This window comes from Streptomyces sp. 796.1, assembly GCF_047525675.1.
Taxonomy (GTDB): domain Bacteria; phylum Actinomycetota; class Actinomycetes; order Streptomycetales; family Streptomycetaceae; genus Streptomyces.
Map to the genome: position 1 here is coordinate 110,076 of NZ_JBLIWA010000005.1, position 25,475 is coordinate 135,550.

Annotated in this window: 21 protein-coding genes; 7 read left to right on the forward strand and 14 right to left on the reverse strand. The window is 71.6% G+C overall.

Translation table 11 applies throughout. The features are described from left to right. Positions 1 to 164: 164 nt before the first annotated feature. The 7 genes from ACMA1D_RS05530 to ACMA1D_RS05560 all read right to left on the reverse strand — a co-directional run bounded on the left by ACMA1D_RS05530 (position 165) and on the right by ACMA1D_RS05560 (position 7,731). Entirely contained in the window at positions 165 to 1,358 is a 1,194-nt protein-coding gene (locus ACMA1D_RS05530) for a 3-hydroxybenzoate 6-monooxygenase (RefSeq protein WP_414722724.1), read from the reverse strand. A gap of 37 nt (positions 1,359 to 1,395) precedes the next feature. Further along, on the reverse strand, positions 1,396 to 1,830 hold the full coding sequence (locus ACMA1D_RS05535) for a DUF2834 domain-containing protein (RefSeq protein WP_414722725.1): 435 nt from the start codon (positions 1,828 to 1,830) through the stop codon (positions 1,396 to 1,398). Between the two features lie 50 nt (positions 1,831 to 1,880). Continuing rightward, positions 1,881 to 3,365 (reverse strand): flavin-containing monooxygenase, encoded by a 1,485-nt coding sequence (locus tag ACMA1D_RS05540; protein WP_414722726.1) that lies wholly within the window; start codon positions 3,363 to 3,365, stop codon positions 1,881 to 1,883. Between the two features lie 17 nt (positions 3,366 to 3,382). Further along, positions 3,383 to 4,273, reverse strand: coding sequence for a 1,4-dihydroxy-2-naphthoate polyprenyltransferase (locus ACMA1D_RS05545; protein WP_414722727.1), 891 nt, complete (start codon positions 4,271 to 4,273; stop codon positions 3,383 to 3,385). After that, positions 4,270 to 4,980 (reverse strand): methyltransferase domain-containing protein, encoded by a 711-nt coding sequence (locus tag ACMA1D_RS05550; RefSeq protein WP_414722728.1) that lies wholly within the window; start codon positions 4,978 to 4,980, stop codon positions 4,270 to 4,272. The genes ACMA1D_RS05545 and ACMA1D_RS05550 overlap by 4 nt, the downstream gene beginning before the upstream one ends. 1,290 nt (positions 4,981 to 6,270) lie before the next feature. Next, positions 6,271 to 6,924, reverse strand: a complete 654-nt coding sequence (catA, locus tag ACMA1D_RS05555) for a type A chloramphenicol O-acetyltransferase (RefSeq protein WP_414722729.1) — start codon at positions 6,922 to 6,924, stop codon at positions 6,271 to 6,273. Positions 6,925 to 7,257: 333 nt separating this feature from the next. Continuing rightward, positions 7,258 to 7,731 carry a rhodanese-like domain-containing protein gene (locus ACMA1D_RS05560; protein WP_414722730.1) on the reverse strand — a complete coding sequence of 158 codons (474 nt, stop codon included), beginning with the start codon at positions 7,729 to 7,731 and terminating at the stop codon, positions 7,258 to 7,260. 93 nt (positions 7,732 to 7,824) lie between these two features. Between ACMA1D_RS05560 and ACMA1D_RS05565 the strand changes: the two genes are divergently transcribed. The 6 genes from ACMA1D_RS05565 to ACMA1D_RS05590 all read left to right on the forward strand — a co-directional run bounded on the left by ACMA1D_RS05565 (position 7,825) and on the right by ACMA1D_RS05590 (position 13,481). After that, a complete protein-coding gene (locus ACMA1D_RS05565) occupies positions 7,825 to 8,280 on the forward strand; it encodes an Lrp/AsnC family transcriptional regulator (protein ID WP_414722731.1) in 456 nt (151 codons plus the stop codon). A 668-nt stretch (positions 8,281 to 8,948) separates the two neighbouring features. Further along, the gene (locus tag ACMA1D_RS05570; protein ID WP_414722732.1) at positions 8,949 to 9,992 is read left to right on the forward strand and encodes a radical SAM protein; all 1,044 of its coding nucleotides are present in this window, start codon (positions 8,949 to 8,951) and stop codon (positions 9,990 to 9,992) included. Between the two features lie 12 nt (positions 9,993 to 10,004). After that, positions 10,005 to 10,262, forward strand: coding sequence for an acyl carrier protein (locus ACMA1D_RS05575; protein ID WP_414722733.1), 258 nt, complete (start codon positions 10,005 to 10,007; stop codon positions 10,260 to 10,262). Then, the gene (locus tag ACMA1D_RS05580; protein ID WP_414722734.1) at positions 10,259 to 11,584 is read left to right on the forward strand and encodes a hypothetical protein; all 1,326 of its coding nucleotides are present in this window, start codon (positions 10,259 to 10,261) and stop codon (positions 11,582 to 11,584) included. The genes ACMA1D_RS05575 and ACMA1D_RS05580 overlap by 4 nt, the downstream gene beginning before the upstream one ends. Further along, positions 11,581 to 12,825: a hypothetical protein gene (locus ACMA1D_RS05585; RefSeq protein WP_414722735.1), complete on the forward strand. Its 1,245-nt coding sequence runs from the start codon at positions 11,581 to 11,583 to the stop codon at positions 12,823 to 12,825. The genes ACMA1D_RS05580 and ACMA1D_RS05585 overlap by 4 nt, the downstream gene beginning before the upstream one ends. Positions 12,826 to 12,866: 41 nt before the next feature. After that, the gene (locus ACMA1D_RS05590) at positions 12,867 to 13,481 is read left to right on the forward strand and encodes a YdcF family protein (RefSeq protein ID WP_414722812.1); all 615 of its coding nucleotides are present in this window, start codon (positions 12,867 to 12,869) and stop codon (positions 13,479 to 13,481) included. Between the two features lie 25 nt (positions 13,482 to 13,506). Here ACMA1D_RS05590 and ACMA1D_RS05595 read toward each other — a convergent pair whose 3' ends face one another. The 3 genes from ACMA1D_RS05595 to ACMA1D_RS05605 all read right to left on the reverse strand — a co-directional run bounded on the left by ACMA1D_RS05595 (position 13,507) and on the right by ACMA1D_RS05605 (position 17,459). Next, positions 13,507 to 14,838, reverse strand: coding sequence for an MFS transporter (locus ACMA1D_RS05595; RefSeq protein WP_414722736.1), 1,332 nt, complete (start codon positions 14,836 to 14,838; stop codon positions 13,507 to 13,509). Then, positions 14,835 to 16,271: a condensation domain-containing protein gene (locus ACMA1D_RS05600; RefSeq protein ID WP_414722737.1), complete on the reverse strand. Its 1,437-nt coding sequence runs from the start codon at positions 16,269 to 16,271 to the stop codon at positions 14,835 to 14,837. Before ACMA1D_RS05600 ends, ACMA1D_RS05595 begins: the two co-directional genes overlap by 4 nt. 282 nt (positions 16,272 to 16,553) lie before the next feature. Continuing rightward, positions 16,554 to 17,459 carry an NADP-dependent oxidoreductase gene (locus tag ACMA1D_RS05605; protein ID WP_414722738.1) on the reverse strand — a complete coding sequence of 302 codons (906 nt, stop codon included), beginning with the start codon at positions 17,457 to 17,459 and terminating at the stop codon, positions 16,554 to 16,556. 576 nt (positions 17,460 to 18,035) lie between these two features. On the opposite strand from ACMA1D_RS05605, the gene ACMA1D_RS05610 reads away from it, so the two are divergent. Beyond that, entirely contained in the window at positions 18,036 to 19,433 is a 1,398-nt protein-coding gene (locus tag ACMA1D_RS05610) for an MFS transporter (protein WP_414722739.1), read from the forward strand. Between the two features lie 481 nt (positions 19,434 to 19,914). Here ACMA1D_RS05610 and ACMA1D_RS05615 read toward each other — a convergent pair whose 3' ends face one another. The 4 genes from ACMA1D_RS05615 to ACMA1D_RS05630 all read right to left on the reverse strand — a co-directional run bounded on the left by ACMA1D_RS05615 (position 19,915) and on the right by ACMA1D_RS05630 (position 25,261). After that, the gene (locus ACMA1D_RS05615) at positions 19,915 to 21,501 is read right to left on the reverse strand and encodes an MFS transporter (RefSeq protein WP_414722740.1); all 1,587 of its coding nucleotides are present in this window, start codon (positions 21,499 to 21,501) and stop codon (positions 19,915 to 19,917) included. A gap of 244 nt (positions 21,502 to 21,745) precedes the next feature. Then, complete coding sequence (locus ACMA1D_RS05620; RefSeq protein ID WP_414722741.1) at positions 21,746 to 22,216, reverse strand: MarR family winged helix-turn-helix transcriptional regulator; 471 nt, start codon at positions 22,214 to 22,216, stop codon at positions 21,746 to 21,748. A 267-nt stretch (positions 22,217 to 22,483) separates the two neighbouring features. Further along, complete coding sequence (gene gdhA / locus ACMA1D_RS05625; RefSeq protein ID WP_414722742.1) at positions 22,484 to 23,842, reverse strand: NADP-specific glutamate dehydrogenase; 1,359 nt, start codon at positions 23,840 to 23,842, stop codon at positions 22,484 to 22,486. A 405-nt stretch (positions 23,843 to 24,247) separates the two neighbouring features. Then, positions 24,248 to 25,261: a helix-turn-helix transcriptional regulator gene (locus ACMA1D_RS05630; RefSeq protein WP_414722743.1), complete on the reverse strand. Its 1,014-nt coding sequence runs from the start codon at positions 25,259 to 25,261 to the stop codon at positions 24,248 to 24,250. Positions 25,262 to 25,475 lie beyond the last annotated feature (214 nt).

Sequence of the window (25,475 nt, forward strand, 5' to 3'; positions counted from 1 at the left end):
AGTCTTGAAAGCGATGCTCTGGCTTGACTCATCCCTCCCCTTTTGTAGGTCGGGCGGTCGAACTCATCGACCGCCGCAAGGGAAGGTGGCGCATGTCCCGCCACCCTTGCTGGCGCCGGCAAGGCCCTACCTCAGCAAGCCCCCGCCCCAGCCAGGCCCACGACTCAGCCGTTCCCCGGCCGGGCGGTGAAGTCGCGCGCCCCGTGCAGCCAGGCCACGTACCCGTGCAGGTCGTCCTCGCTGAGGGAGCGCAGCATCGCGTTGCGGGCCCGGGCTTCCTCGCCTGCGGGGTGGAAGAGTTGCTCGCCCATCTGGCGGGCGAGCAGTTGGACGCGCGCGGTCCGATCCCGTCGTACGGCGTTGTACTCGGCCAGCCGCCGCGGCACATCCGCGGCGGCGCCCGCGAGTACGTCGCCGAGGACGACCGCGTCCTCCAGTGCCTGGCACGCGCCCTGCGCGGCGTACTGGAGCATGGCGTGGGCCGCGTCACCCATCAGCGTCACCCGGCCGTCGGACCAGACGGCCACCGGATCGCGGTCGCACAGCACCCACTCGTGCCAGTCTTCGCCCAGGTCGAGGAGTTGCCTGGCGCTGTGCCCGAGGTGCCGGAAGCGGTGTCGTACGAGGTGCCGGGGCACGCGCCGCCCGGCGACCGGATCGCGGGCGCCGTCGTCCAGGGTCGCGGCGAGGTTGAGGTAGCGGCCGTTGCCGATGGCGTAGTGGACGAAGTGCCACTTCGGGCCCGCCCACAGCGTCACGGCGTTCCACCGCAGCCCCGGAGGCACCCGCTCGATGGGGATGACCGAACGGTAGATGGTGTGACCGGAGATCCTGGGCGCGCCGTCGCCCACCAGTCGCGCCCGTACCGTCGACCGGATGCCGTCGGCTCCGACGAGCAGGTCGCCGGCGAAGCTCCGGCCGTCCGCCGTGCGCACCGTGACGCCCGTCGGGTGTTGGGCGTACGACTCGACGCAGGCACCGGAGACCAACTCGACACCGGGCGCCGCGCGGCAGGCCGAGAGCAGCGGCTCGTACAGGTCGACGCGCTGCACCACGGCGTACGGGTTCTTGAACCGCGCGCGGTAGCGCCCGGTGAGCGGCAGGGTGACGACGGTCTCGCCCGTGACGCCGTCCATGAGGCGCAGTTCGTCGATGAACACCGCCCGGCCCTGCACCTGGTCGCTCACCCCCAGCAGGTCGAGGGCGTGGAAGGCGTTCGGGCCGAGTTGGATGCCGGCGCCCATCTCGGTGAAGGCGTCCCGGCGTTCGAGGACGGTGGCCCGGTGCCCCTGCCTGGCCAGGGACAGCGCGGTCGCGAGGCCACCGATGCCACCGCCGGAGACGAGCGCGTGTGCCATGTCGGCGCCCTCCCTCAGGCCGGGGCGACCGGGGCGGTCAACGGCCCGCCCGCCCGGTCGCCGCCCGCCGCGCGGCCCGATCGGATGCGGGCAGGTCGTCCGGGTCGCGCAGGGCCGCGATCTTCATCTGGCGCACCAGCATGAACAGGCCGTAACTGGCGATCAGGGCCAGCAGCGGAGCGCCGACGATGTACGCCCACACGTGCCGGATGCCGAACCTCCGCCCTTCGACGATCATGTAGGCGCCGAGCGCGGCCCAGGTCAGTACCAGGTCGGCGTAGATGAACTGGGCGGCCAGGTTGGTGGTCGCGTCCCGGAGGAAGTGGGTGACGACCCCGCCGGGGCCGGCGTCCGCGTTGCGCACCACGAACAGCACGGCCAGTGTGCCCATGACGGCCGTACCGACGAGGGCGGAAGTCCCGTACAGCACGCACAGGGCGCGGTCCCTGGCTGGCAATTCACGAAGGCGCATCGCCTCGTCCCCCTGGGAAGTGGTCGCCCCGCGGTCGACAGCACGCGGGATCATCGTTCGTACCGGTAGTCATCGAGGTCGAAGTGGCTGGCGCGCCAGGCCGCCTCGAAGGTGGAGGCCGGGCGGACGGCGGGAGCGTCGCCGCGCTCGTCGAGGTAGTAGGTGTTGGTCCCCCGGCAACTGGGGTCGAGGAACACCGTCTGCTGCTGCCGGCGCAGCGTCCTGCGGAAGGACTCGTCGTGCTTGTCGGCACGGACGACGGCCTCCGTGGCCCGTCGGCGCCGCGCTTCCTTGATGACGCGCAGGGCGTGGGTCACCTGGTAGTCGATCATTCCGAACCACGAACCGCCGGTGAAGGAGTACGGGCCGACGATGAACCACAGGTTCGGATAACCCTTGACGGACGTGCCCTCGTACGACTGGAAGCGCTCCGTCCGCCAGAACTCCCCGAGGTCGCGGCCACCCCTGCCGTGCATCGGGAACGGCGGCAGGTTGTCCAGGACGTGGAAGCCGGTGGCCAGGATCAGTACGTCGAACTCCTGCGTGTGGCCGTCCGCGGTGCGGATGCCCGTCTCGGTGACCTCCGCGATGGGCTCGGTGACGAGGTCGACGTTCTCCCGGGTGAAGGCGCGCCAGTAACCCTTGGCCAGCGACGGCCGCTTGCAACCCACCCGGTAGGACGGCGTGAGCTTGCGGATCAGCTCGCGGTCCCCGCCTACCTGTCGGCGCAGATAGAGCTTGGAGGCGGCCTCGCCCGCCCGCACCAGGAACGGGAAGCGGCGGTAGTGGACCATGGCGAGGACGAAGCTGACCTCCGTCGCCACGTCCGTGAGCAGTCGTACGGTCCGCTGGGTCCACGGGGCCGTCGCGAACATCCGGCGGACGGCCTGCGGCACCGCGAGGTCGGGCTTGGGCAGCAGCCAGATGGGCGTGCGCTGGTAGATGTGCAGGTGTGCCACGCGCGGGGCGATCTCCGGCACCACCTGCACGCCCGACGCGCCGGTGCCGATCACCGCCACCCGCCGGCCGTCCACCTTCAGCGCGTGGTCCCACTCCGCGGTGTGCACGACGTCACCCTTGAACCGGTCGAGACCGGGGATGGCGGGCCTCTTGGGCTTGGTGAGCCACCCGGTGGCGCAGATCACGAACCGCGCCGAAAGCCAGGTCCCGTCGCTCAGGGACACCCGCCACAGGTGCGCCGACTCGTCGTAACGCGCTTGCTGCACCGCCGTGTTGAGGCGCAGTTTGGGGCGGAGGCGGTACTTGTCGACGCAGTGGTCCGCGTACGCCTTCAGCTCCTCGCCCGGCGGGAACAGCCGGGACCAGGCGGGGGAGGGGTCCGAGGCGAAGGAGTAGGAGAAGGCCGAGATGTCCACGGCGATGCCGGGATACCGGTTGGCGTGCCAACTGCCGCCGACGTCGTCGCGCTCCTCCACGAGCACGAAGTCGTCGATGCCGGCCCGCCGGAGGCCGATGGCGGTCCCGATGCCGGAGAACCCCGCGCCGATCACCAGCACCTCGTGGTCCGGCCCCACCGTTCCCCTCCCCGGTTTCACAGCGCCACCCCGATCGCCTGGAGGGTTCCGAAGACGAGGAGCAGCAGACAGGTGTGCTCCAGCGCCGGGATCAGCTCCCGACCGCCCGCCTTGCTGAGCACCCTGCGCAGTGGGAAGACGGCGAGTGGCGCGGCGCCGATGACCAGCAGCGTCCAGGGGCGGGCGGTGGCCGTGGCAAGCGCGGTCACGAAGGCGCCCACCACACAGCACACGTAGAACCGGCGCGTCCGCGCGGCGCTCAGCCGCACCGCGAGGGTGATCTTCCCGGTGACGGCGTCGGTGGGGAGGTCGCGGAGGTTGTTCGTGGTCAGCAGCGCACACGCGAGCAGGCCGATGGGTACGGACGCGGCCAGGGCCGCCCCGGGGACGCCGCCGGTCTGTACGAAGACGGGCGTGCAGACGAAGACGACGCCGTGGTAGCAGAAGATGCTGATCTCGCCGAAGCCGTGGTAGCCGTACGGTCGGGGGCCACCGGTGTAGAACCAGCCGCCGAGCCCGACCAGTACGGTCACCGGGAGGAGCCACCAGGAGACCGTCACGGCCAGCGCCACACCGGCCAGCGCGCCGATGCCGTACAGCACCGCCCCGTGCCGGAAGACCTGCTCTGGCGTGGCCCGCCCCGAGCCGACCACCCGGGTGGGGCCCTCACGGTGGTCGTCCACCCCGCGGATGCCGTCGCTGTAGTCGTTGAAGAAGTTCGTGCCGAGGACGAAGCCGAGTACGAAGACCACGGTCAGGGCCGCGTGCCACCAGTCGACGGGGCCGGCGGAGTGGGCGAGCGCGAGACCGACGGCCAGCGGTGCGTAGGTGACGGGGAGCGTCTTGAGTCGGGCGCCGATCACCCAGTTGCGCACGGCGCCGCGAACGGGTTCCTGTTGCAGGGTCACTTCTTGGTCCCCACACCCAGGAAGAGGACCGCCGTCGACCGCGTCCGCACCATGCGGACTTCGTCGAGCCGTTTGACGGCGTACCTGGCCATCTCCCGCAGGCGCGGACGCAGCCCGACCAGGCGCAGGTCAACGCCGTGTTCCCGGGCGACCCGGGTCAGCCGCTCCCGGTTGACGAAGAGCCGGTGGTCGTGGGTTCCGCGCGGTGGGCGGCCGGCGATCGGGACGTTCTCGGCCAGGGTGATGGAGACGAAGCGGGCCACTGCGGTGTCGGCGATGGTGTCCACCACGAGCGTGCCGCCCGGGCGCAGCACCCGGCACGCCTCGGCGACCACCGCGTAGGGGCCGGGCACGTGTTCGAGACACTGCCCCGCGGTGACCACGTCGAAGGCGGCGTCATCGAACGGCAGGTCGGCGACGTCGGCCCGGACGACCTCGTCGAAGCCGTGCCGGAGCGCCTCGCGCAGCGACAGCTCAGAGAGGTCGACGCCGACCGTGCGGTACCCCTTGCCGGCCGCGTACGGGCCGAACAGACCGCCGCCGCAGGCGACGTCGAGCAGCGCGGCCCGCCCGTGGCCGGCGGCGGGAACGAAGTCGGAGCGCGCGCGGGCGATCCAACCCAGCGGCGCCAGCGCTCCGCGCGGGTCCCACCACTGGTCGGCGAGTCCGTCGTAGTCGGAGATGAAGTCCTTCCTGATCCCTGCCACGTCCCCTTGCCGCCCACGCATCGGGCTGCCCCCTTCGTGCGGTCTTCCGGCTTCGTGCGGTCCGCCGGCCGCGGCCCCGTCGATCGGCGCACGCGTGAGTTCCGGGCACGCCTGCGGCAGATCCGGGCACACCCGTGAGAGATCCGGGCACGCCCCGTGCAGGGGGCAATCCCGGCGTCGGTGATTCTTCACACCTCATGCACGGTGGGGCCAGGGACGTTCCCGTCCGGCTGGCGTGCGCAGAGGAATTACTGAAGCGTATGCGGCATGTGAATGCGGAAGTTCACCCACTCGAATGCGAGCAGGTGCGGATGTCCGCCCTAGTTCTCCATGAATCGGGCTGCGTTGCGGACGGCTGGAGTTGCCGACCGTCCGTTTCTCAGTGCACGTCCGGAGACGACGTTCACCGATGCCCCCTTACCCGTTGGTTCGCGCAGATGACCGCACGAGCTGTAAACCACGTTAGGAAGCGGGGCGCTGTCGCGCAATAGTCGAGAATAGGGCGAGCGTGAGGTTGTCTTGAACCCGGTGAACCCTTTCCGGCCTGCTGGGCTCTTCCTCGGTGGTGATCTATGGTGGCGGCCACCACGGCCGGAGACCAGCTAGGAATGTAACTGGTGTTGCATCAAAGGACTTGTGAGCAGTGGTGGGTGATGCCTCACGAGCGTTCCCTCTGGTTCGCCGTCGGCCGGCTCCCGGCTCAGCGCAGGCGCGATCTCCCTGCTGCTGCACGGCCGCAGGTCGATGCGGAATGCCGACGGTGCAAATAGGGCGGACCCGAATGGAGGATTTCAGCCGGGACTTTGGGCGTACTTTAGTCATCGCCCCGAATGCGTACTCGGCGGCGTGGGGCAGGTGGGATTCATTGGGCCGGTGGTGCTGCGGACCATTGCGTGCGAGACCGGCACCCCGTCTCTCGAACCCGCACACAGCGATCTTCTCGACCTGGTGGCGTGCCGGCCGCGCCTCACTCGGGGGCCCGTGCGGGGGGAGCGGCCATTTCGGCATGGACGACCGGGCCGCCTGATATTCACAGGCGTTCAGGCTGGCCGAAAACAGCAAGCTACCGACCCCGGAACGGGCGCATCCGGTGCCCGATTGCGCGCTCCGGCGGCACGAGGGGAGGGAATAGAGGTTTTGTGGCCCGCCCGCCCTACGCGGCCTCGAAGAGCTGCGCGGGCGGTACGGGCTGACCCGCTTCAACCGGCGGGCGGGCGGTGGACTCCAGCCGTGAGGCCCGGACTTGGGGCCCCGAGTCGGGGCCTGGGTCTGGGTCCCGGGTTCGGGGCCCTACTCCAGCCACCCCGGGTCCGCGACGAGGTCCTGGAGCTCGTTGACGAGCCGTGCGGAGTGGAACCCGTCCGCGGCGGCGTGGTGTATCTGCACGGCGAGCGGGAGCAGGACCCGGCCGTCCCGCTCCACGTAGCGGCCGAGCGTGAAGATGGGCGCGAGGTGGTCCCAACTGTTGTCGATGTTGAGGTTGAACCCGGTGAAGGACGCCCAGGGCAGGCTGGACACGTCGAAGGTGTTGGCCGGCGGCTGGCCCTGCGGGAAGAAGTCGGCGGCGCGAGCATGCTCCGCGAGCAGCGGGGCGGCGGCGTCGTGGAAGGCGCCGAAGTCGGATTCGTAGGGCGACCACACGCACGCGAACGTCTCGCGCTCCGGGTTGAACACCGTGAAGGCGGGGTGGACGACGGGCCAGACGGCTGGTTCGCCCGTCGGGGTGAGGCACATTCTGAACTCGTCGTGCCGGTTGACGACCGTGGCGAGTGCCCAGACCTGCGCGAGGTAGGACTTGCGCCGCGACTGGCGCAGCGCCGCGGCGAGTGTGGTGACGTCCACCTCCACCGTCAGCGAGTACGTGCAGGGAACACGCCGGCGGTAGTGCTCGAAGTGCTGTCGGCGCGGCCAGGTGTCGAGGTCGATCGGGGTGGGGGCAGTCATCCGGTCATCATGCCGGGTGGTGCGCGTTGGGTGGGAACTGTTTTCGCCCGGAGGCGGTGGGCCGGCCGGCTGGCTCCGTACCGGGTGACCCGCTCCGCACCCACCAACCCCGCAGCGCGGACCAAGCCACCGGCCGCACGCCGAGCCGCCGGTCCCACGGCACGGCCACCGGCCTCCACCAGGTCCCGTGGTCCCGTACGGGGCGAGTAGCCGCCACCACGCACCCCGGGCCACTCGTGGGACCCAGCCACCCCAGGGGCCCAGGCACCCCCGGGCCGTGCCACCCACCCACCCGACCAGCCGGCGTGGGTGGGACGGCCCGGGGGTGGGCCGTCAGCACGCGCAGGTGGGTGAGTCGATCGGGGCGGTCAACGGGTCCGGCTCGTGCTGCGCCGTGCCGGTGGGTGTGGCGGTGGGGAATCCCTCACGGATCCAGTACTCGATGCCGCCGATCATCTCCTTGACGCGGTAGCCGAGTTGACTGAGCGCCAGCGCCGCGCGGGTGGCTCCGTCACAGCCCGGCCCCCAGCAGTAGGTGATGACCGGCACTTCGGGATCCAGCAGGTCCGCTGCTCGGGTCGGGATGTCGGCGGTGGGCAGGTGGATCGCTCCCGGTACGTGGCCCTGTCGCCAGCCGGCGTCCCCACGCGAGTCGAGCAGGACGAATCCGGGGTCGGCCGAGTCGAGCGAGGCGCGGACGTCGGAGACGTCGGCCTGGAAGGTGAGGCGGGCGGCGAAGAAGGCGGCGGCCTCCGCGGGCGGCGCCGGGGGCACGTGCAGGGCGGGGCTTGGAGAAGGGTTACTCATGCGGAAGACACTACGGAGCGTAGCCGTGGTCGGGAACCGATGATCCCCGGTGGTTGTCGGGGATCGCCGCGGATCACGTGGTAATTCTTGTCCATGGCCGATGATTCCCTGGACGAGATCGATGTGCGCATCCTGGAAGCCCTCCAGCAGCACGGGCGGGCCAGCTACGCGGAGCTGGCCCGGACCGTTTCCATGTCGGCCAGTGCCGTCACCGAGCGGGTGCGGCGTCTGGAGGAGAGCGGGGTGATCCGCGGGTACGCGGCGGTGGTGGACCCGCAACGGCTGGGCCTCGACATCCTGGCCTTCGTCCGGCTCCGGTACCCCACCGGCAACTACAAGCCGTTCCACGACCTGGTGGCGGCCATGCCCGAGATCGTGGAGGCCCACCACGTCACGGGTGAGGACTGCTTCGTCCTCAAGGTCGTCGCACGGTCCATGCGCCACCTCGAAACGACGACGGGCCGCATCGCCGGGCTCGGCTCCATCACGACCAGCGTCGTCTACTCCAGCCCCCTCGTGCGTCGCGCGATCACCACGACGGTTCCGTAACCGGTGGGGCGGGGCGGCGAGGCGGGAGGGCCGGTCGCCGTCGACGAACACCGTGACGTTCGCGCGGTGCGGCTTCGTGCGCGCGACATGCGAGGGCGACGGTGGGCCACCCCGTCGCGCGAGCGAGTCATCCCACCCCGGAGCAACACCACGCAAAAGCCCAGCACGGTGATCCGTTCCGGGCTTTTCGTATTGCGCCGGACGTCGTTCTGAGCGAAGTCGGATGGAATTGCCGTGGTGGCATACCTGCGCCACGCACTCGGTTCCGCTGCCGGCCTCCGGGCGGCAATCAAGATCCAGCGGTTCGACCTTGCGTGACGGGCGTAGTGAGACCCTGGAATAGTGGCCTAGACCACCTATGGGTGTCAAGGCCCCGAACCCGGGTCTGCACCTGCGAACAGTCCATGGATACAGGCGTGTTGACCTTTGTGCTCGGTGAGCCGAGTATCGGTTGACAGTGGTGGCGTACGCACGCCACGATGCGACGGATTGCTCCACGAATTCGCTTTGCCTTGCCAGTCGAACCGAGGAGTGAGATGTCTCCCAGGACGAGTCGTAAGCTCACCGCAAAAGAATTCGCAGAGATCAAGCATACGGTCGCAATTCGCTCCCAGTCCCGGGCCGGGTTACGCACCGACGAGGCCTATGCGGCAGATATTCCGCGTGAAGTGAGTCTCCAACTCACCTATAAGTGCAACTTACGCTGCACGCACTGCTACCAGTGGAACGAGCAGGGGTTCTTCCGGGACTGGGGAATCGACAAGCAGCGGCAGGAACTCGATCCCAAGCTGATCGAAAACATCCTCCAGGAGACCTCCGGAGTGCCCGGGCGGCTGTACATCTGGGGCGGCGAGCCCCTGATGCACAGCCGCTTCGACGAGGTGTCACGCCTGATCGAACGCCATCCGCGCACCGTGACCATGTGCACCAACGGCCTGCTCTTCCAGCGCCACATGGACGACCTGCTGCGCATCGGCGAACACCTCAACCTCCTCGTCAGCCTGGACGGACTCGACTCCGACCACGACGAACTGCGCGGTCGCGGCACGTTCAAGCGGACGATGAAGAACATGGAGGCCATGCTCGACCTCCAGCGCAAGGGCGATTTCCGCGGTCAGGTATCGGTCGGCTGCATGGTCTCGCACGTCACCGTGCACCGCATGTACGAGTTCATGGAGTGGGCGGAGGAGGTCGGCGTCAACACCGTCTACTTCCAGTTCCCCTGGTACATCAGCCCGCAGGTCGCCGAGGCGATGGACGAGGTCTACCGCGAACACTTCACCTGGCTTGAGCCCGACACCGGGACGGCCCGCCCCACCTGGCACTCCTACACCTACCGGCTGCCCGAGGAGTTGCTGCCGGTGCTTCGGGACTCCATGGCCAGGCTCGCCTCCCGCACCTGGTCGCCGCGCATCCGCTACCAGCCGGAACTGGCGGAGGACGAGGTCGAGTCGTTCATCCTCGGCACCTCGGAGCCGGCCCAGCGGCGCACCCGCTGCCTGGCCGTCACCAACCGCATGGAGGTCCATGCGGACGGAAACGTGAGTTCCTGCAAGTTCTTTCCCGAGTTCGTCGTCGGGAACCTGTACGAGACGCCGACGCTGCAACTGTGGCAGAGCGAGAAGTTCCGCCGCGTCCGGACGATCCTGGCAGAAACGGGAATGATGCCGGTCTGCTCGAAGTGCATTCTCCTCTACATGAACGGGGTGTGAAAGGTGCAGGAGATGACCGACACCGAGACGCGGGTGATGAAGGTGTTGGCCAACGTGCTCAGCCGTCGGCTTGAGCCCGCCCAGATCTCGCCCGACGTCGACATGGTGGCCATGCTCGGCCTGGATTCGCTGGAGGCCATCGAATTCCTGCTCCAGATCGAGGACGAATTCGACATCGAGCTGGATTTCGAGAACCTGAGCCTGCAACACCTCAAGTCGGTCCGTACGTTCAGTGCGGAGGTCGTCGCACGCCGGGAACCCGCCCCGTGACGCTCGGAACCGGCCCGGCGCGGCGCCTGGGCACCGCTCGCTTCGGCACCTTCGACGCGGAGCGGTTCTGGTGCCCGCCCGCCCGCACCCGACTGCCCAGCCTGGTGGGTGCCGAGGCGCACGCGGTGGTGGCCGGCCTGGACGAGGCCCTCGCCGTGGCCTGCCAACCCGATGACCTGCTGGTCACCCGCGGCGCTCTGGCCCCGGCCCACCTCGAAGCGCTCGGCGCGGCGGGCATCACCTTCCGGTCCCTCGCGGCCGGGCCCGCCGCGCCGGGCGCGGCCGACACGCCGGTGGAAGAGGCGATCGCCGACGACCCCGCGCTGTGCCGTGCCCTGGCCGAGGTCGCCCACCTCCAGCCGTACGCGGTCATCCCGGCGACCACCCCCCTGCTGGAACGGGTTCCGGACAGCAAGGCCGAACTGCCACCACCCGCCGTCGTACAGGAGGTCAACGGCAAGGCGTGGTCATCCGATTTGACGGCGGAGCTCGGACTGCCGGGAGCGGGCACTGTGGTCCGCTCGGCGGACGAACTCGCCGCGGCAGTCGAGCAGTTGGCGGGCACCGTCCTGGTGAAGGACCCCTACGGCGTGGCCGGCCGCGGCACCGTCGAGGTCACCGGCCCTGGAGCGCTGCGCCGACTCGTACGCCGCATCAAGGCCCAGGAGGACACGGGGCTGCACACCGAACTGGTGGTGCAACCCCGCTACGAGCGGGCCCTGGACTTCTCCGCCCACCTCCAGGTGCGCCCGGACGGCACCTGGTCGCTGCGCGGCCTCCAGGGCATGACCAACGGCGGCTACCGGCACGCGGTCTCCCGCCCGGTGCCACCCGGCCTGCCGGCCGAACTCGACCGGCGCGGCTACCCGGCCGTCCTGGAACAGGTGGCCCGCGCGCTGGCGGCGGCGGGCTACACGGGCCCCGCCGGCATCGACTCCATGCTGCTCGCCGACGGTGGCTGGCTGCCCGTCCTTGAGGTCAACGCCCGTATGTCCATGGGGTTGTTGACGCTGGAGCTCGACACCCGCGTCCGGTCCCACGGCCTCCGGGCCCACCTGTGGCAACAGGACGTCTTCGTGGCGGAGGGAACCGACGTGACCACCCTGCTGTCCGCCCTGCGCGCGGCGGGACTGCTGTACGACGGCGGCGCACGGCCCGGCGTACTGCCCCTCTCCGGCGGCAGCCTGTGCACCCCGCGGGGCCGGCTCGTCTGCGCGGCCTTCTGCACGCCGGAGGAGTTCCCGGCGTTGCGGGCCCGCACCGAGCACTGCGCGGCGGCCACCGGGATCGGCACGACCCGCGCGGAGGTGCCGACCGGATGATCGCCGTCCTCACCTCAGGAGTGGCGCTCGGCGCGCACGTGCCGGGCGTGCGCCTCGCCCAGCGGCTGCGCGAACGCGGCGCCGACGTCGTGGTCGACGTACTGGAACGCTGGCTGCCGGCCGACCGGCTGGCGGCCGTGGTCGACTCCCGCCGGCGCTTCCAGCGCAACCTGCGGTTCGCGGTGGCCGCCCAGGGCCTGGCGACCGACCCGGTCGACGACCTCACACCCGAGGCCGTGGCGGCGCTCGAAGCACACTGGACGGAGCAGGAGGTGGACACCTTCGTGGTGTTCTCCGGCTTCTGGCTGCGGCTGCTCGACAGCTACCTCACCCGTCGGCCGACGCGTACGATCGCCTGCCACGTCGACGCCGTGATCTCACCCTCCTACCGTCGCGCGGGCCGCTACGCACCCGGGGCCGAGCACGTCTGGCTGGCCCGCGCGGACGGCACCCTGCCCTGGACCATCCCCGTCGACCCGCGCCCGCCGCTGCCGTGGGCCGCGCGCGGGGACCGGCTGCTGGTGCACGGCGGCGGCTGGGCCATCGGCAGCTACCGGGACCGGGCGCGACAGCTAACCGATGCCGCCCTGCCCCTCGACCTGATCGTGCCGCAGGCGTCCGCGGCGATCGACGGGGCCCGCTGCTTCACCCTCGACCCCGACTGGCACCCCTGGCACGATGACGGCCTGCCACCGCTGCTGCCCGTACCGACGAACACCGCCAGCCCTGGGCACACCGGCACTTCTGCGGGCGCCGCCGCTTCTCCGCACACCGGCCCTTCCACGATTGCCGCCACCTCTCCGAGCACCGGCACCCCCACCACCCCTCCGCGTACCGCCACCCCCGCGGACGCCGCCACCCCCGCGACGTCCACCGCTCCCACGGTCCCGGGCGGCGCCGCTCCCGCGGGCCCCGGAACGCAGGGGCGGCACCTGCCGTACGAGCTGGCCAGGTCGGCGCGGGCCATCGTCAGCAAGCCCGGCGGCGGCACCCTGCTCGACAGCCTGTGGACGGCCACCCCGCTGGTTCTGCTGGAGCCGGCGGGCAGCCACGAGGCCGCCAACGGGAAGCTGTGGCGGCAACTCGGCTTTGCCCTGTCCTACGACGAGTGGAGCGCGTGCGGCTTCGCCCCCGAACGCCTGGAGCCCCTGCACCGGGCGCTCCTCGGCGCCGCCCGGCCGCGCAACCTGCTCGACGCCCTGCTCACCCGCGAAACCGAGGCGAAGGTGGAACACCCGTGACCGTCACCATCCACGACCAGGACCTGCACGCCGCCCAGCAGATGTGGGACTACCTGCTCCTGAACCGCCAGGCCCGCCCCTGCTCGGTGGCGATCGGCCTGGGCAGCCACGACCTCGGGGTGGCGACCGCCGCGGCCGACCACTACCGCGCCGGGCTCTTCCCCACCCTCGTGTTCACCGGCGGCAACAGCCCCACCACCAAGGACCGCTTCCCGCGCGGCGAGGCGGTCCACTACCGGGAGCACGCCATCGCGCTCGGCGTGCCCGATGACGCCGTACTGGTCGAGCCGCGCGCCGCCAACACCGGGCAGAACATCACCTACACCCGGGCCCTGCTCGACCAGCAGGGCCTGGCCGTCGACTCCGTCATGCTCATCTGCAAGCCGTACATGGAACGCCGGGCCTACGCCACCTGCCGCAAGCTGTGGCCCGAGGTCGCCGTGCAGTGCGCGTCCGAACGCATCGACCTGGACGCGTACCTGGAGTCCATCGGGGACCGCAAGCTCGTCATCGACATGCTCGTCGGTGAACTGCTGCGGATCCAGGAGTACCCGCGGCTCGGTTTCGCCACCGAGCAGCACGTGCCGGCCCCGGTGCTCGGGGCCTGCGACCACCTGGTGCGGGCCGGCTTCGACAGCCGCCTGGTCAAGCGGTAGCGGGGCGGCCGGCACCCGGCGGGCCTCAACCCTGGTCGTCCACCCGGCGCAGCCTGCGGATCGCCGGCACGCTGAGCAGCGCCACCGAGACGGCCAGGGTGCACGCCGCGCCGGCCAGCAGCATGGCGCGCCGGCCGACCAACCCCGCCGCAGGCCCGGCCAGCGCCTCGCCGACCGGCAGGAAGGCGATCGAGCCGGCGATGTCGTAGGCGTACACCCGGTTCAACACCTCGTGCGGCACCTGGGTCTGGATGCTGGTCGCCCACATCACGCCCCAGAACGCCATGCCAAGACCGGCGACGACCGCGCCCACGGCGATCACCGGCACCGGCTGCCCGCTGCCCACCGCGAGGGGGAAGGCGGCGAACGCCGCCACCCCCACGGCCCCGGCGCGTAGCTGGAAGGCGGGCCGGAGCCGCATGGCCAGGAGCCCGCCGAGCACGGTGCCGCAGCCAAGCGCCGAGTTGACCAGGCCGAAGGCGGTCACGTCGTGCTCCTTGACCATCTCCGTCGCGATCAGCGGGGCGGCGGGCCCGCGCGCGGTGAGCGCGAAGAAGCCCCACAGCGCCAGCACGCCCCACAGCCAGGGCCGCACCCGCACCGCCGACCAACCCTCCCGCAGGCCCTGCCGCATGCCACCACCCGCGGCCGACTTCGTACGGGACTCAGTTGTGGCTGTCGTGGTCCCCGCTGTGGCTGTCGCCGATTCCGGTGTCGCCGGTTTCTGTGCTGCCGGCCGGCCGGGCAGCCGCAGCGCCCACAGGAACAGGGCGCTGGCCGCGTAGGTGCCGGCGTGCACGGCGAAGACGCTGCCGGCCGACGTCACGGCCACCAGCAGCCCGGCGACCGTCGGGCCGACGAGCGACATCACCGCCTCGACGGTACGGACGGCGCCGTTGCCCTGCTGGGCGTCCGCGGACAACTGGCGCACCGTGCTGGCCACGCCGGGTTGGAAGACCGCCGCGGCGCCACCGTTGACGAGCCCGATGACCAGCACCTGCCAGAGCGCCACGTGCCCGGCGAAGAAGATGCCGGCCGCGCAGGACTGGCTGACCAACCGGACCAGATCGGCCCCGATCATGAGCCGCCGCGGATCGACCCGGTCGGCGATCACCCCCGCGAAGATCACCAGGACGGCCCAGGACACAGTGGGAACCGCCATGGCCACACCGACCGAGGTGGCGCTGTGCCCGTCCTGGAGCAGCCCCGCGGCCAGCGCCACCGGCAGCATCGTGTCGCCGAGCCTGGCCACGGCGCGGGAGAGGAAGAACAGCGAGAAGTCCCTCGTCCACAGCCGCCGCTCCGGCTGCCGCGCCAGCACGGTGTCGCCGTGCCCGCCGCGCGCGCGTGCTCTCACCGCGGCAACGAGTTCTCGACCAGGGCCGCGACGGTGGCCTCCGGGGCGCGCCGGACGCCGGCGAGGAGCGCCAGTACGTCATCGGCCAGGCCCTCGGCCACGGCCAACCCGCCGGGCGGGCCCCCGCAGAAGGCCCGCGCGGTCGTCGCGGCGGCCGTGAACTCGAAGCGCAGGGTGGTGACGGTCAGGTCCCGGGCCGGCCGGAAGGGCCCCAGGTCACGGGGGGTGCGCTCGTCGGGAACCGGCACGGCTGCGGTCGGTCCGGCGGCATCGGCTGGCCGCGCGGCCGGCCCGGTGGCAGCGGCGTGCTCCGGGGCGACCGCAGGACCGGCCGCAGCCGCGGCCTCGGCCTCCATCCCGACGTGCAGTTGTACGTAGTCGATGCCGTCGGAGAGCAGCGCCGCGCCCAACGGCGGTACGGCGCAGGCGAGGTCGGGGACGCTCAGCGTGGAGAAGCGGAGGGCTGCCAGGTTCTGGCTCATGACGGAGGCGAAGCAGGCCGACAGGGGCCGGTCCGGATCGACGTGGCAGACCACCGGGCGGTCGTGCACGAAGCAGCCGGCCGCGACGTCGAACCCGGCCCGCTGCCGGGTCGACACCGGCGTGAACAGCGCGAGCGTACGGGGCCCGCCGCGGTGCCAGATCGCCGCCGCGGTGAGCGCCGCCACCACGGCGAAGGCGGTGGCCCCGTGGGCCCGACCGACGGCGCCGACGAGGGTGTGCAGGGCCGCCCCGCGGTAGAGCTTCTGCACCTGACCCAGTACGAGGTCGGCGTCGCCCGGCGGCCCGACGGTCGGCCGGCCGGGCCGGGGGACCAGTCCCGAAACCGGTTCGACCCGGTCCAGGGTGCGGGACCAGTACCGCGTCTCGCGCTCGGCCCGCGCCGTGGCCGCCACCCGCTGCTCGCACAGCTCCCGGTAGCTCACCGGCAGGTCGTCGGCCCCGCTCCCGGCCGTCCCGGACGCGTCCTCCAACAGGGCCGCCAACTCGGCCGCAAGGACCCGCTCGGCATGCCCGTCGCACACGAGGTGGTCCAAGGTCACCAGCAGGAACCGCTCCCGCCCCGCCGCGTCCTCGATCAACTCGTACGCGGCACGCCCGGGCACCTCCCGCTGCTGCACCGCCCCCAGGCAGGCGGCCTTCCTGGCGGCCAGCAACTCCTCCGCACGCTCCCCGGGGCGCGCGAGCACGACCCGCACCTCGGGCGCGTCCACGTCCTCGACCCGTTGCAGGTAGGGCGCCCGCCCGACCAGGGCAGTCCGCAGCCCCTCCTGCCGCCGCTCCAAACGCGCGACGGCGGACCGGACCTGAGCCCTCGTCAGCTCTGGCCTGACCGGGACGGAGACGAGTGTGTTGCGGAAGATCCCGGGGCCGAAGAGGCCCTCAAGGAAGAGCATGCTCCGCTGTTCCGGAGCGAGCGGGAACGGGGCCAACAGGACTCTCCCGACGTGGCGTTCAGTCTCGAACCCGACTGGACTGGACCAATTTGCCGATCGAAACGGGATGCTAGGTCCCTGGCCGGAGGGCGGGCAAGGGGCCGGAGGGGCAGAGGGGGTGGGGCGTTCGGGTGGTGGGTGGGGCGGTGGGTCTACTGGCGGGGCAGGCGGCACGCCACCCCAGCCCCCACAACGCCGCCCCACCGACACGCCCGCCTCACCGACACCCGCCCACCGCCCCACCCGGCAGCGTCCCCAGGTCCCCGTACCGCCCGGAGCTCAGACCAGGATCACGGTCTTCCCCCGGGTGTGGCCGCGTTCGGCGTACGTGTGGGCCGCTGCGAGGTGTTCGAGTGGGTAGGTTCGGTCGATGCGCGGGGTGTAGTGGCCCTGTTGGCCGAGTTCCGCTGCTTCGGCCAGGAGCGCGGGGTCGTTCTCCGCGTTGGCCAGGTGGATGCCGAGGCGCGATGCGTTGGTGTAGTCGGCGATCGTGGCGACTCGGCTGGGGTCGCCCACGAGGGCGATGAGGTCGGGCAGCGAACCGGAGGCCGCGGTGTCGAGTACGAGGTCCACGCCGGTCGGAGCCAGCGGCGCCAGGCGCTCCGCGAGGCCGGGGCCGTAGGTGGTGGGGACGGCGCCGAGGGAGGTGAGGAACGCGTGGTTGCGTTCGCTGGCCGTGCCGATCACGAGGGCGCCCCGGGCCACCGCGAGTTCGACCGCGGCGCTGCCCACGCCTCCGGCGGCGCCCTCGACGAGCAGGGTGCGCCCGCGCAGCGGACCGAGTGCCTTGAGCCCGCCCAGCGCGGTCACGGACGCCAGCCCGGCGCCCGCCGCCTCCGCGTCGCTCCAGGTGCAGGGGGCCGGCGCCCACGCCGAGAGCACCGCCAACTCCGCCGTCGCGCCGGTCACACCGCCCAGACCGAAGACGCGGTCGCCGACCCGTACCCCCGGTACGTCCGTACCGATCGCGTCGACCACGCCGACGGCGTCCCGTCCGGGGATCGCGGGCAGGTCCACCGGAAGCACCTTGCGCACCGCACCGGAACGCACCTTCCAGTCCACCGGGTTGACGCTGGCCGCAGCGACGCGGATGCGGATCTCGCCGGGGCCCGGGTGGGGTTCGGGCACCTGCTCGACCACCAGGGTCTCCACACCGCCGTACTCGTGATAGCGGACTGCGCGCATGACGTTCTGCCTTTCCGTACGGCCTGGTGCGGCCGTACGTGACCTCGCTGGGATGCCTCGCCGGGCGCCACGTGTGCCACGGATGGACGGAGCCGGGTGACACCGGTGGGTGAGGGTGCGGCGAGCGCCGACGGTTGCCACGCTAAAAGCTGACGTTGGCGTGAGCTGCAAGTCGAAGTCGGTTGGGTGAGACGGTCGGTGGGGGAGTGGCGCGCCCTGTGTTACGGTCGCGGAGCCCCTCACCTCGGTGCGGTCGGGCCTGCGCACGGGTGGGTTGCCGGTGCCCCCGTGAGCCCGCCGGTGGCGTACGTACGAGGACGTTCGGTGAGCAACCCTCGTCGTCTTGGCCCTCTGCTACTTTCCCGTGCCGGGTCACACCGAGCCCTGCCGCTCCTCATCTCCTGCGCCCCTCCATCTCCCCTCCGCAGCAGCACCCTGTCTTCGGGTGCCCCTTCCGCTGCACCCCCTCTCCTCCTTCGTCACACCCGTCGCCGTACGCCCGTACGACGACGCCAAGAAAACCCCCATCGCGGGGCCGAACACCAGGGAGCGGGCGACGTGGGTGAGGACGTGCACGTGAGGGGCAGCGTCGGGGGTGGGCCGGTGTCGGCGGGGGCTCGGCGGTGGGCGCTGCTCGCCGTCGCCGTGGCTGTGTTCTGCGTTCAGCTCGACGCGTTCGGCCTGAACCTCGCCCTGCCGCAGATCGGCCGTGACCTGCATGCGGGTGGTGCCGGTCTGCCCTGGGTGGTGAGTGCGTACCTGCTGTCCACCGGCGCGTTGATGTGGGGGGCGGGGAGGCTTGGCGACCTGTTCGGGCGGCGCCGGTCGTTGGTCGTGGGGCTCGTCGTGTTCGGGGTGGCCTCGCTGGCCTGTGCGCTCGCCCCGACGCTGGCCGTCCTCGTCGGCGCGCGGGTGGTACAGGGGGTCGGCGCGGCCCTGGCCATGCCGGTGGGGTTGGCCCTGCTGAGCAATGCCTACCCGACCGAGCTGCGCGGCCGGGCCATCGGCTGGGCGCTGGGCATCGGCGGAACCGCCACCGCCTGCGGCCCGTTCATCGGCGGCGCGCTGACCGACGCGGTCTCCTGGCGCGCCGTGTTCTGGCTCAACGTGCCGCTCGCCCTGCTCGGCGCGGCCTGTGCCGCGCGTACCGCCGAGAGCCACGGCGCCGGCGGCTCCCGCACCGTCGACGTGGGCGGCCTGGTGGGTGTCACGGCCGCGCTCGCCGGGCTCTGCGTTCTCATCGACCGCGCACCGCACTGGCCACGGTCCGCGGTGCTGGCGGGCGCGGTGTCGGTGGCGGCGCTGCTGACCCTGCTCGTGCGGCGGGCGCGGGCCGCGGGGAAGCCACTCGTGGGGCCCGAACTCTCCAGCAACGGGCGGTACTTGGTGCTCACCCTGGCGGGCGCGGTGGCGAACACCGCCACCGTGCTGTTCCTGTTCGTCGTGCCGCTGACCCTCCAGGAACAGTGGGACCTACCGGTGGTACGCGCGGGCGCAGCCTTCCTCGCCCCGGCGCTGGCCATGGCGCTGGCCGGGCCAGTGGCCGGCCGGGTGCCGCCGCGGGCCGCGGCAGGGGTGATGGCGGGTTGCCTGTGCGCGGGAGCGCTGGTCCTCGGCTGTCTCGCCGTGGCGTCCTCGCTCACCGCGTACGTGTGCGTGGCCGCCGCGGGCGGCGCGGTCCTCGGCATGTCCAACGCGTTGACGCTCATCGCCACCCAGGCCGCGGTCAGGCCGGAGCGGGCCGGCGAGGCGTCGGGCGTCACCAAGACGGTCATCACCCTCGCCGCCGGCCTCGGCGTTGCACTGGCCGGGCCCGTCACCGACCGGGGCGGCGACGTGGGCGCGGAATCCGCAGCCGACACGGTGCTGCTGATCACCGCGTCGGCCGGGCTGACCGCGGGCGTGGCGCTCGCGGTGTGGATCGGGTTGCGGCCGGGGGTGGGGCCGGCCGGGCGGGAGGAGTCCGGTGGGTGATGCGGCCCCGCGGAGTCGGTGCGTCGGGGGCCGGGTCGTCGGCGTTGGTTGGGCGGGTGCGGGTACGGGTGCGTGTACGGGGGCGTGGGTGTGTGGCGCATTTGGCGCGACCGGTACGCCCTGCCCGCAGGGCCCCGGGGGGGCTCTGCGGTGGGTCGGGCTTGCTCCCCGCCTTGCGGGGACCACTCCGTAGGTGATCGTCTTCGACAACCTGATGGACGGATCAACCTCGCGCGTACGAGGACGACCACGGCCGAGCCTTGGCCGACAGCCCGACAGCCCGACAGCCCGACAGCCCGACAGCCCGACAGCCCGACAGCCGAGGGGGTGAACGGTCGTGCGGGGCGTGCGGAGCGACCTCGCGGCGGGACGGGACGTGTCGGGACCACCACGGTACGGCGAGCGCCCGCCCGTTCTGCACGGGGCCTGGAGCCGGGCGCCCGCAGGTGCGGTGGTCCAGTCGGTCCGCGGTCCGCGGTCCTCAGTCCTCGGTCGCCTCGGGGTTACGCCGTACGCACCCCGCGGCGAGCAGCGCACCGACCACCGCCAGCGTGCCGGATACCAGGGCGGCCGTGTGCACGCCGTTCATGAAGGCGTGGTGGCTGCCTTCCAGGATCGCCGTCCTGAGGTGTTCAGGGGTCTCGTCCGACACCGGGGCGACGCCCATGGACACCGCGTCCTTCGCCGCGCCCAACTCCGTGGCGGCGGCCGACGGCACCCCGGCCGAGGTCAGCTCTCCGGTCAGGGTGGAGCCGACCCGGGTGCCGATGAGCGAGACCAGCACGGAGGTGCCGAGTGCACCGCCGACCTGGAGGGCCGTGGCCTGGAGGCCACCGGCGACGCCGCCGTCCTTGACGGGTGCGTTGCCCACGATGGCGTCCGAAGACGCCGCCATGACGATGCCGACCCCAAGGCCGAGGGCGATGAAGGGCGGCCACAGCAGGGCGTACGAGGAACTCGCGCTCCACCCCGTCATGACGAAGCAGGCCACGGCCTGGAGCGCCATGCCCAGCGGCATGGTCAGGCGGGGCCCGAACCTTTGGGTGAGCGCGGCCCCCAGGGGCGAGGCGACGACGGAGGCGAGGCTGAGCGGCAGGGTGCGCACACCGGCCTCGACGGGCGAGTAGCCGCGTACGTTCTGGAGGTAGAGCATCACGAAGAAGATCACGCCGAGCAGGACGAAGAAGTTCAGCGCGGTGATGACGGTGCCGACGGACAACGCCGGGTTGCGGAACAGCCGCATGGGCAGGAGCGGGTGCGCCACGCGCGTCTCGTACCAGCCGAACAGCACGATCAGCAGCACGCCGGCGATGATGGCACCGAGGGTGCCGCCCGCGGCCCAGCCCCAGGTCTCGCCCTTGACGACGCCGAACACCACGGCGATCAGACCGGCGGTCAACAACGCCAGGCCCGGGATGTCGAACTTCTCCTGCGCCGCGGCCTCGTTCTTGCTCTGTGGCAGGACGAGGACGCTGAAGACGAGGGCGACGGCGCCGACGGGTGCATTGAGGTAGAAGACCGACTCCCAGTTCACGTGCTGGACCAACAGCCCGCCCACGATGGGGCCGAGCGCCGTGGAGACGGAGGAGACCATGGCCCAGATGCCGACGGCCATCCCGAACTTCCGCGGCGGGAAGACGGCGCGCAGCATCCCCAGGGTGTTGGGCATCAACAGGGCACCGAAGAAGCCCTGTACGGCGCGGAAGGCGATGACTCCCTCGATGGAGTCCGACAGGCCGATCGCGACGGACGCGAGGGTGAAGCCGGCGACGCCGATGAGGTAGAGGGTGCGGCGTCCGAACCGGTCGCCGAGCTTGCCCCCGAGGATCAGGGCCGCCGCGAGCGCCAACAGGTAGGAGTTGGTCACCCACTGGAGGTCCGCGGTGGTGGCGTGGAGGTCCCGGCCGATCTCGGGGTTGGCGATGGCCACGACCGAGCCGTCGAGCCCGACCATGAACAAGCCGAAGGCGACGGCGATCAGGGTCAGCCACGGGTTGGAGCGCGGGCCGTGCGCAGGGCGTGCGTGCTCGTCCCCGGGAGCGGGGGAGCGGAGGACTTCGGTGGGCATGGAGTTCGATCCTCGTCAGGGAGCAGGGAGCAGGGAGCAGGGAGCAGGGAGCAGGGGCAGCACGGAGCAGCCGACAGAGGGGTGGAAGTCCCGGACGGTCGGAAAGCGTCCGTACACGGGGGAAAGTGGGCGGCGTCCGATGGGACAGGCGCCACGGTGGAGCACCGCGCCTCGGGCCGAGGCCCGCGGGCGAGGGGTTCCGCAAGGATGCGCGTATCCGGCCGTCAGCGGTCGGTACGCGCCGTCACTTGGTGGCGGTGAGGCGCTCCGAGAGCCGGTGGAACGCGCCCAGGGCCGCACCGAGGGCGTTCAGATCGCCTTCGGTCAGGGTGCGCAGCGCGTCGGTGACGTGCGTGCTCATCAAGTGGTGGACCTGCGCCAACCCGTGCCGCGCCGTGGCGGTCAGGTGCAGGTGGGCGACCCGTCTGTCGGCGGCGTCCTGCCGGCGTTCCAACAGGCCCTGCTCGGTGAGCTGGGTTACCAGCGCACTGACGTTGCTGGGCTGCATCGACAGGGCTTCGGCGGCTGCGCGCACCGTCACACCGTCGTGCTCCGCGACGTGCCGGAGCAGCGCCCGCTGGGCCTCGGACGGCTTGGGCTGCGGGTGGTCCCGCTCGACGTGCCGGTCAAGGGCACGGAACAGCACGGGCAAGGAGGCCACGAGCCCGGCGGCTACGTGGTCAATGTCCTGGTCGGACGGCCGGTGCTGGGGCATGGCCAGAGCTTATGTATGAAGAAATAGCTATGTCAATATAGGCAACTCGGCTGCTGTGGGGCGGCTCGCTTCCCCGCGATTCCGTAGTCGGCGCGGGGTGAGTGCCAGCCCCGTCCCCGCCCCGTCCTGGCGCGGCCGGGGGCGTAGCGGTGGCCGGGCGGTCCGGCGGACCGGGTGCGGCACGGTCCCAGAAGAGATGGTCAGCACCTCCAGGGAGCACCGCCCCGCACCCGATCGCGCGCCCCGTGGCGGGCGGCGCCCCGCGCCTTAGATGATTCCCTGCGCCAGCATCGCGTCGGCCACCCGCTCGAAGCCGGCGATGTTGGCGCCCGTCACGTAGTCGCCGGGGGCGCCGTAGCGGGCGGCTGTTTCGTGGCAGGTGGCGTGGATGTCGTTCATGATGTGGGTCAGTTCGTCTTCCACCCGCTGGGCCGACCACGACGTGCGGGCGTGGTTCTGTGCCATTTCCAGGGCGCTCACCGCCACGCCGCCCGCATTGGCCGCCTTGCCCGGGCCGAAGGCGACGTTCGCCTGCTGGAAGACGTGCACGGCGGCGGGGGTGGTGGGCATGTTCGCGCCCTCCGAGACGGCCTTGACGCCGTTGCGGACCAGGGTGGTGGCGGCGTTCTCGTCCAGTTCGTTCTGGGTGGCGGACGGCAGGGCGACGTCGGCGGGGACGTCCCAGACGGAGCCGCCCGGTACGAAGCGGGCGGAGGGGCCGCGGCGCTGGGCGTAGGTCTCGACGCGGCCCCGCTCGACCTCCTTGATCTGCCGCAGCAGCTCCAGGTCGATGCCCTTCTCGTCCACGATGTAGCCGGAGGAGTCGGAGCAGGTCACCGGGTTGGCGCCGAGGGCGCGCAGCTTCGCGATGGTGTGGATGGCCACGTTGCCCGAGCCGGAGACCGCCGCCGTCTGGCCTTCGAGGTCCTCGCCGCGCTCGCGCAGCATCGCCTCGGCGAACAGCACGCTGCCGTAGCCGGTCGCCTCCGGGCGGATCAGCGAACCGCCCCAACCCTGGCCCTTGCCGGTGAGGACGCCGGCCTCCCAGCGATTGGTGATGCGTCGGTACTGGCCGAAGAGGTAGCCGATCTCCCGGCCGCCGACGCCGATGTCGCCGGCGGGCACGTCGGTGTGTTCGCCGATGTGCCGGTACAGCTCCGTCATGAAGGACTGGCAGAACCGCATGACCTCGGCGTCGCTGCGCCCGTGCGGGTCGAAGTCGCTGCCGCCCTTGCCGCCGCCGATGCCGAGGCCGGTCAGTGCGTTCTTGAAGATCTGCTCGAAGCCCAGGAACTTGATGACCCCGAGGTTGACCGAGGAGTGGAAGCGCAGCCCACCCTTGTACGGCCCGAGTGCGCTGTTGAACTCGACCCGGAAGCCCCGGTTGACCTGGACGCGGCCCCGGTCGTCCTGCCACGGCACCCGGAACATGACCTGCCGCTCCGGCTCACACAGCCGCTCGATGAGACCCGCCTCGGCGTACTCGGGGCGCGCCGCGAGCACCGGTGCGAGCGTCTCCAGGACCTCGTGTACGGCCTGGTGGAACTCCGGCTGGGCGGGGTTGCGCTGTTCGATCTCGGTGAGGATCTTGCCGAGTACGTCCTGCATGTCGGATCGCGTCGTCACAGAAATGCCTTTCTGGCGCGGCTGTCACCGGATCGATCCTGCACGGATGTGGCTCGCTCGGGCCCGGTTCAGCGTTGAGCGCTCGGCGCCGTTGCCGCACGCGGGGCAAAGTAAGTGTGGCGCCCATATAAACATCTTGACCAGTACGCAGGTCGGCGTCTCAATATGCGAGACGTTGAGGGTGTGGTACGGGCCAGTGCGATGACTGGCGAGGCTCGTCGCCGGCGTCCGCCCCGGGTTGCTCTTGGTGTCTGCCCGGGCACTCTCCGTGTCGTGCGGGGTCGGGGTGTGGGTGGGTCCGGTTGGTGGGGGTGAGCGGTCTGGGCCGGCAGGGGTGGGCCGGGGAGCCGTCCGGGTTGGTGGCGCGGGCCCGGACGGGGGTGGCGCGGCTCCGTGGCCCGGCCCTCAAATCAGCCCCGTACGCGCCGACTTGAGGCCCGCTTCGAAGCGGCTGCGGGCGCCGAGGCGGTCCATGATGGCCGCCATCATGCGGCGCGCCGTACGGGGTGAAATGTGGAGGCGGGAGGCGGCGGACGCGTCGGTGAGGCCCTGGGCGATGAGGCGGAGCAGATCGCGTTCCAGGTCGCTCAGGTCGACGCGCGGGGTGTCGAGCGGGCGGGCCGTCGCCCACATCTGCTCGAACAGGGTGAGCAGGGGAGCGACCAACCCCTTGTCGGTCAGGTGCAGGAACTCCTGACCGGCTGGTGCGGGGTCGGTCGCGTGCGCCGGGTCCGTCGGGTCCACCGGGTCCCGCGGGTCCGCGGGGATCAAGGCGGACCGGCGATCGGCGATGATCATGGAGAGCGGTGCGTCGGCGACCGTGCGGAACTCGCCGCCGCGGGTGCTGAGCCAGTGCCCGTACTCCCGGTGTGCGTCGTCACCCGAACCGGCCGCGTGGCCGATCATCGTGCGGACCGACCCGCCGCGGTCCAGGGTGCGGGCTGCTGCGCGGCGCGCGGTGTGCAGGGCCTGTCCCGGTCGCAGGTCGCCCGGCAGTAGGGAGAGCACCTCGTGACCGGCCCCGCCGACAAGTTGCCGCACCCGCTGCTGGACGGCGTGCGTGCCCGTCAGCCGCTCCACACCCGCCGTGGCTGCCGGTTGTCGCGAGCCGCCCGCGAGCGTGCGCAGTAGGGCGGACGAGGCGCCGGACGCAGTGCGCTGGCCGGGCGGCAGTGCGGCGTTCTGCCGGGGCACCACCTGCCTGAGCCCGGCGGTCGGGTCCACGGCGACGTACGCACCGGGTACGTCGAAGGACTCCTGGAGCAGGTTTCTCCGCAACAACTCGGGCAGGCACGCCTGGACCTCGGCCGTTTCGATGTCGAGCCGGGCGGCGATGTCCCCGGCTCGCGCGGCCGGCGTCCCCAGCATCGACTGGTAGACCCTCTCCTGCGTCGAACCCGGTTCAAGTGTCGCGAGCATGGCGATTCCCCAACGTTCCTGACGGTGCTGCGTAGTGGCCGGTACACCTTGTTGGATGCGTGGCCACCCTGTCTGGATGCGTAGTTGTGCGGATCTTGGACGGTACGGGCACACCCCGGGGCACCGGAGAGGGTGGCCCGGGGTGTGCCGGAGTGCCCGTTCGGCCCGTTCGTGGCCTGCTGGTTGTGCGTCTCGCGGCTGGGTGCTGGGTGCT

Coding starts and splice junctions, on each gene's coding strand:
- ACMA1D_RS05530 (WP_414722724.1), bottom strand. CDS start 1,358: ATGGCACACGCGCTCGTCTCCGGCGGTGGCATCGGTGGCCTCGCGACC.
- ACMA1D_RS05535 (WP_414722725.1), bottom strand. CDS start 1,830: ATGCGCCTTCGTGAATTGCCAGCCAGGGACCGCGCCCTGTGCGTGCTG.
- catA (WP_414722729.1), bottom strand. CDS start 6,924: ATGACTGCCCCCACCCCGATCGACCTCGACACCTGGCCGCGCCGACAG.
- ACMA1D_RS05560 (WP_414722730.1), bottom strand. CDS start 7,731: ATGAGTAACCCTTCTCCAAGCCCCGCCCTGCACGTGCCCCCGGCGCCG.
- ACMA1D_RS05565 (WP_414722731.1), top strand. CDS start 7,825: ATGGCCGATGATTCCCTGGACGAGATCGATGTGCGCATCCTGGAAGCC.
- ACMA1D_RS05575 (WP_414722733.1), top strand. CDS start 10,005: ATGACCGACACCGAGACGCGGGTGATGAAGGTGTTGGCCAACGTGCTC.
- ACMA1D_RS05585 (WP_414722735.1), top strand. CDS start 11,581: ATGATCGCCGTCCTCACCTCAGGAGTGGCGCTCGGCGCGCACGTGCCG.
- ACMA1D_RS05590 (WP_414722812.1), top strand. CDS start 12,867: ATGTGGGACTACCTGCTCCTGAACCGCCAGGCCCGCCCCTGCTCGGTG.
- ACMA1D_RS05605 (WP_414722738.1), bottom strand. CDS start 17,459: ATGCGCGCAGTCCGCTATCACGAGTACGGCGGTGTGGAGACCCTGGTG.
- ACMA1D_RS05615 (WP_414722740.1), bottom strand. CDS start 21,501: ATGCCCACCGAAGTCCTCCGCTCCCCCGCTCCCGGGGACGAGCACGCA.
- ACMA1D_RS05620 (WP_414722741.1), bottom strand. CDS start 22,216: ATGCCCCAGCACCGGCCGTCCGACCAGGACATTGACCACGTAGCCGCC.
- ACMA1D_RS05630 (WP_414722743.1), bottom strand. CDS start 25,261: ATGCTCGCGACACTTGAACCGGGTTCGACGCAGGAGAGGGTCTACCAG.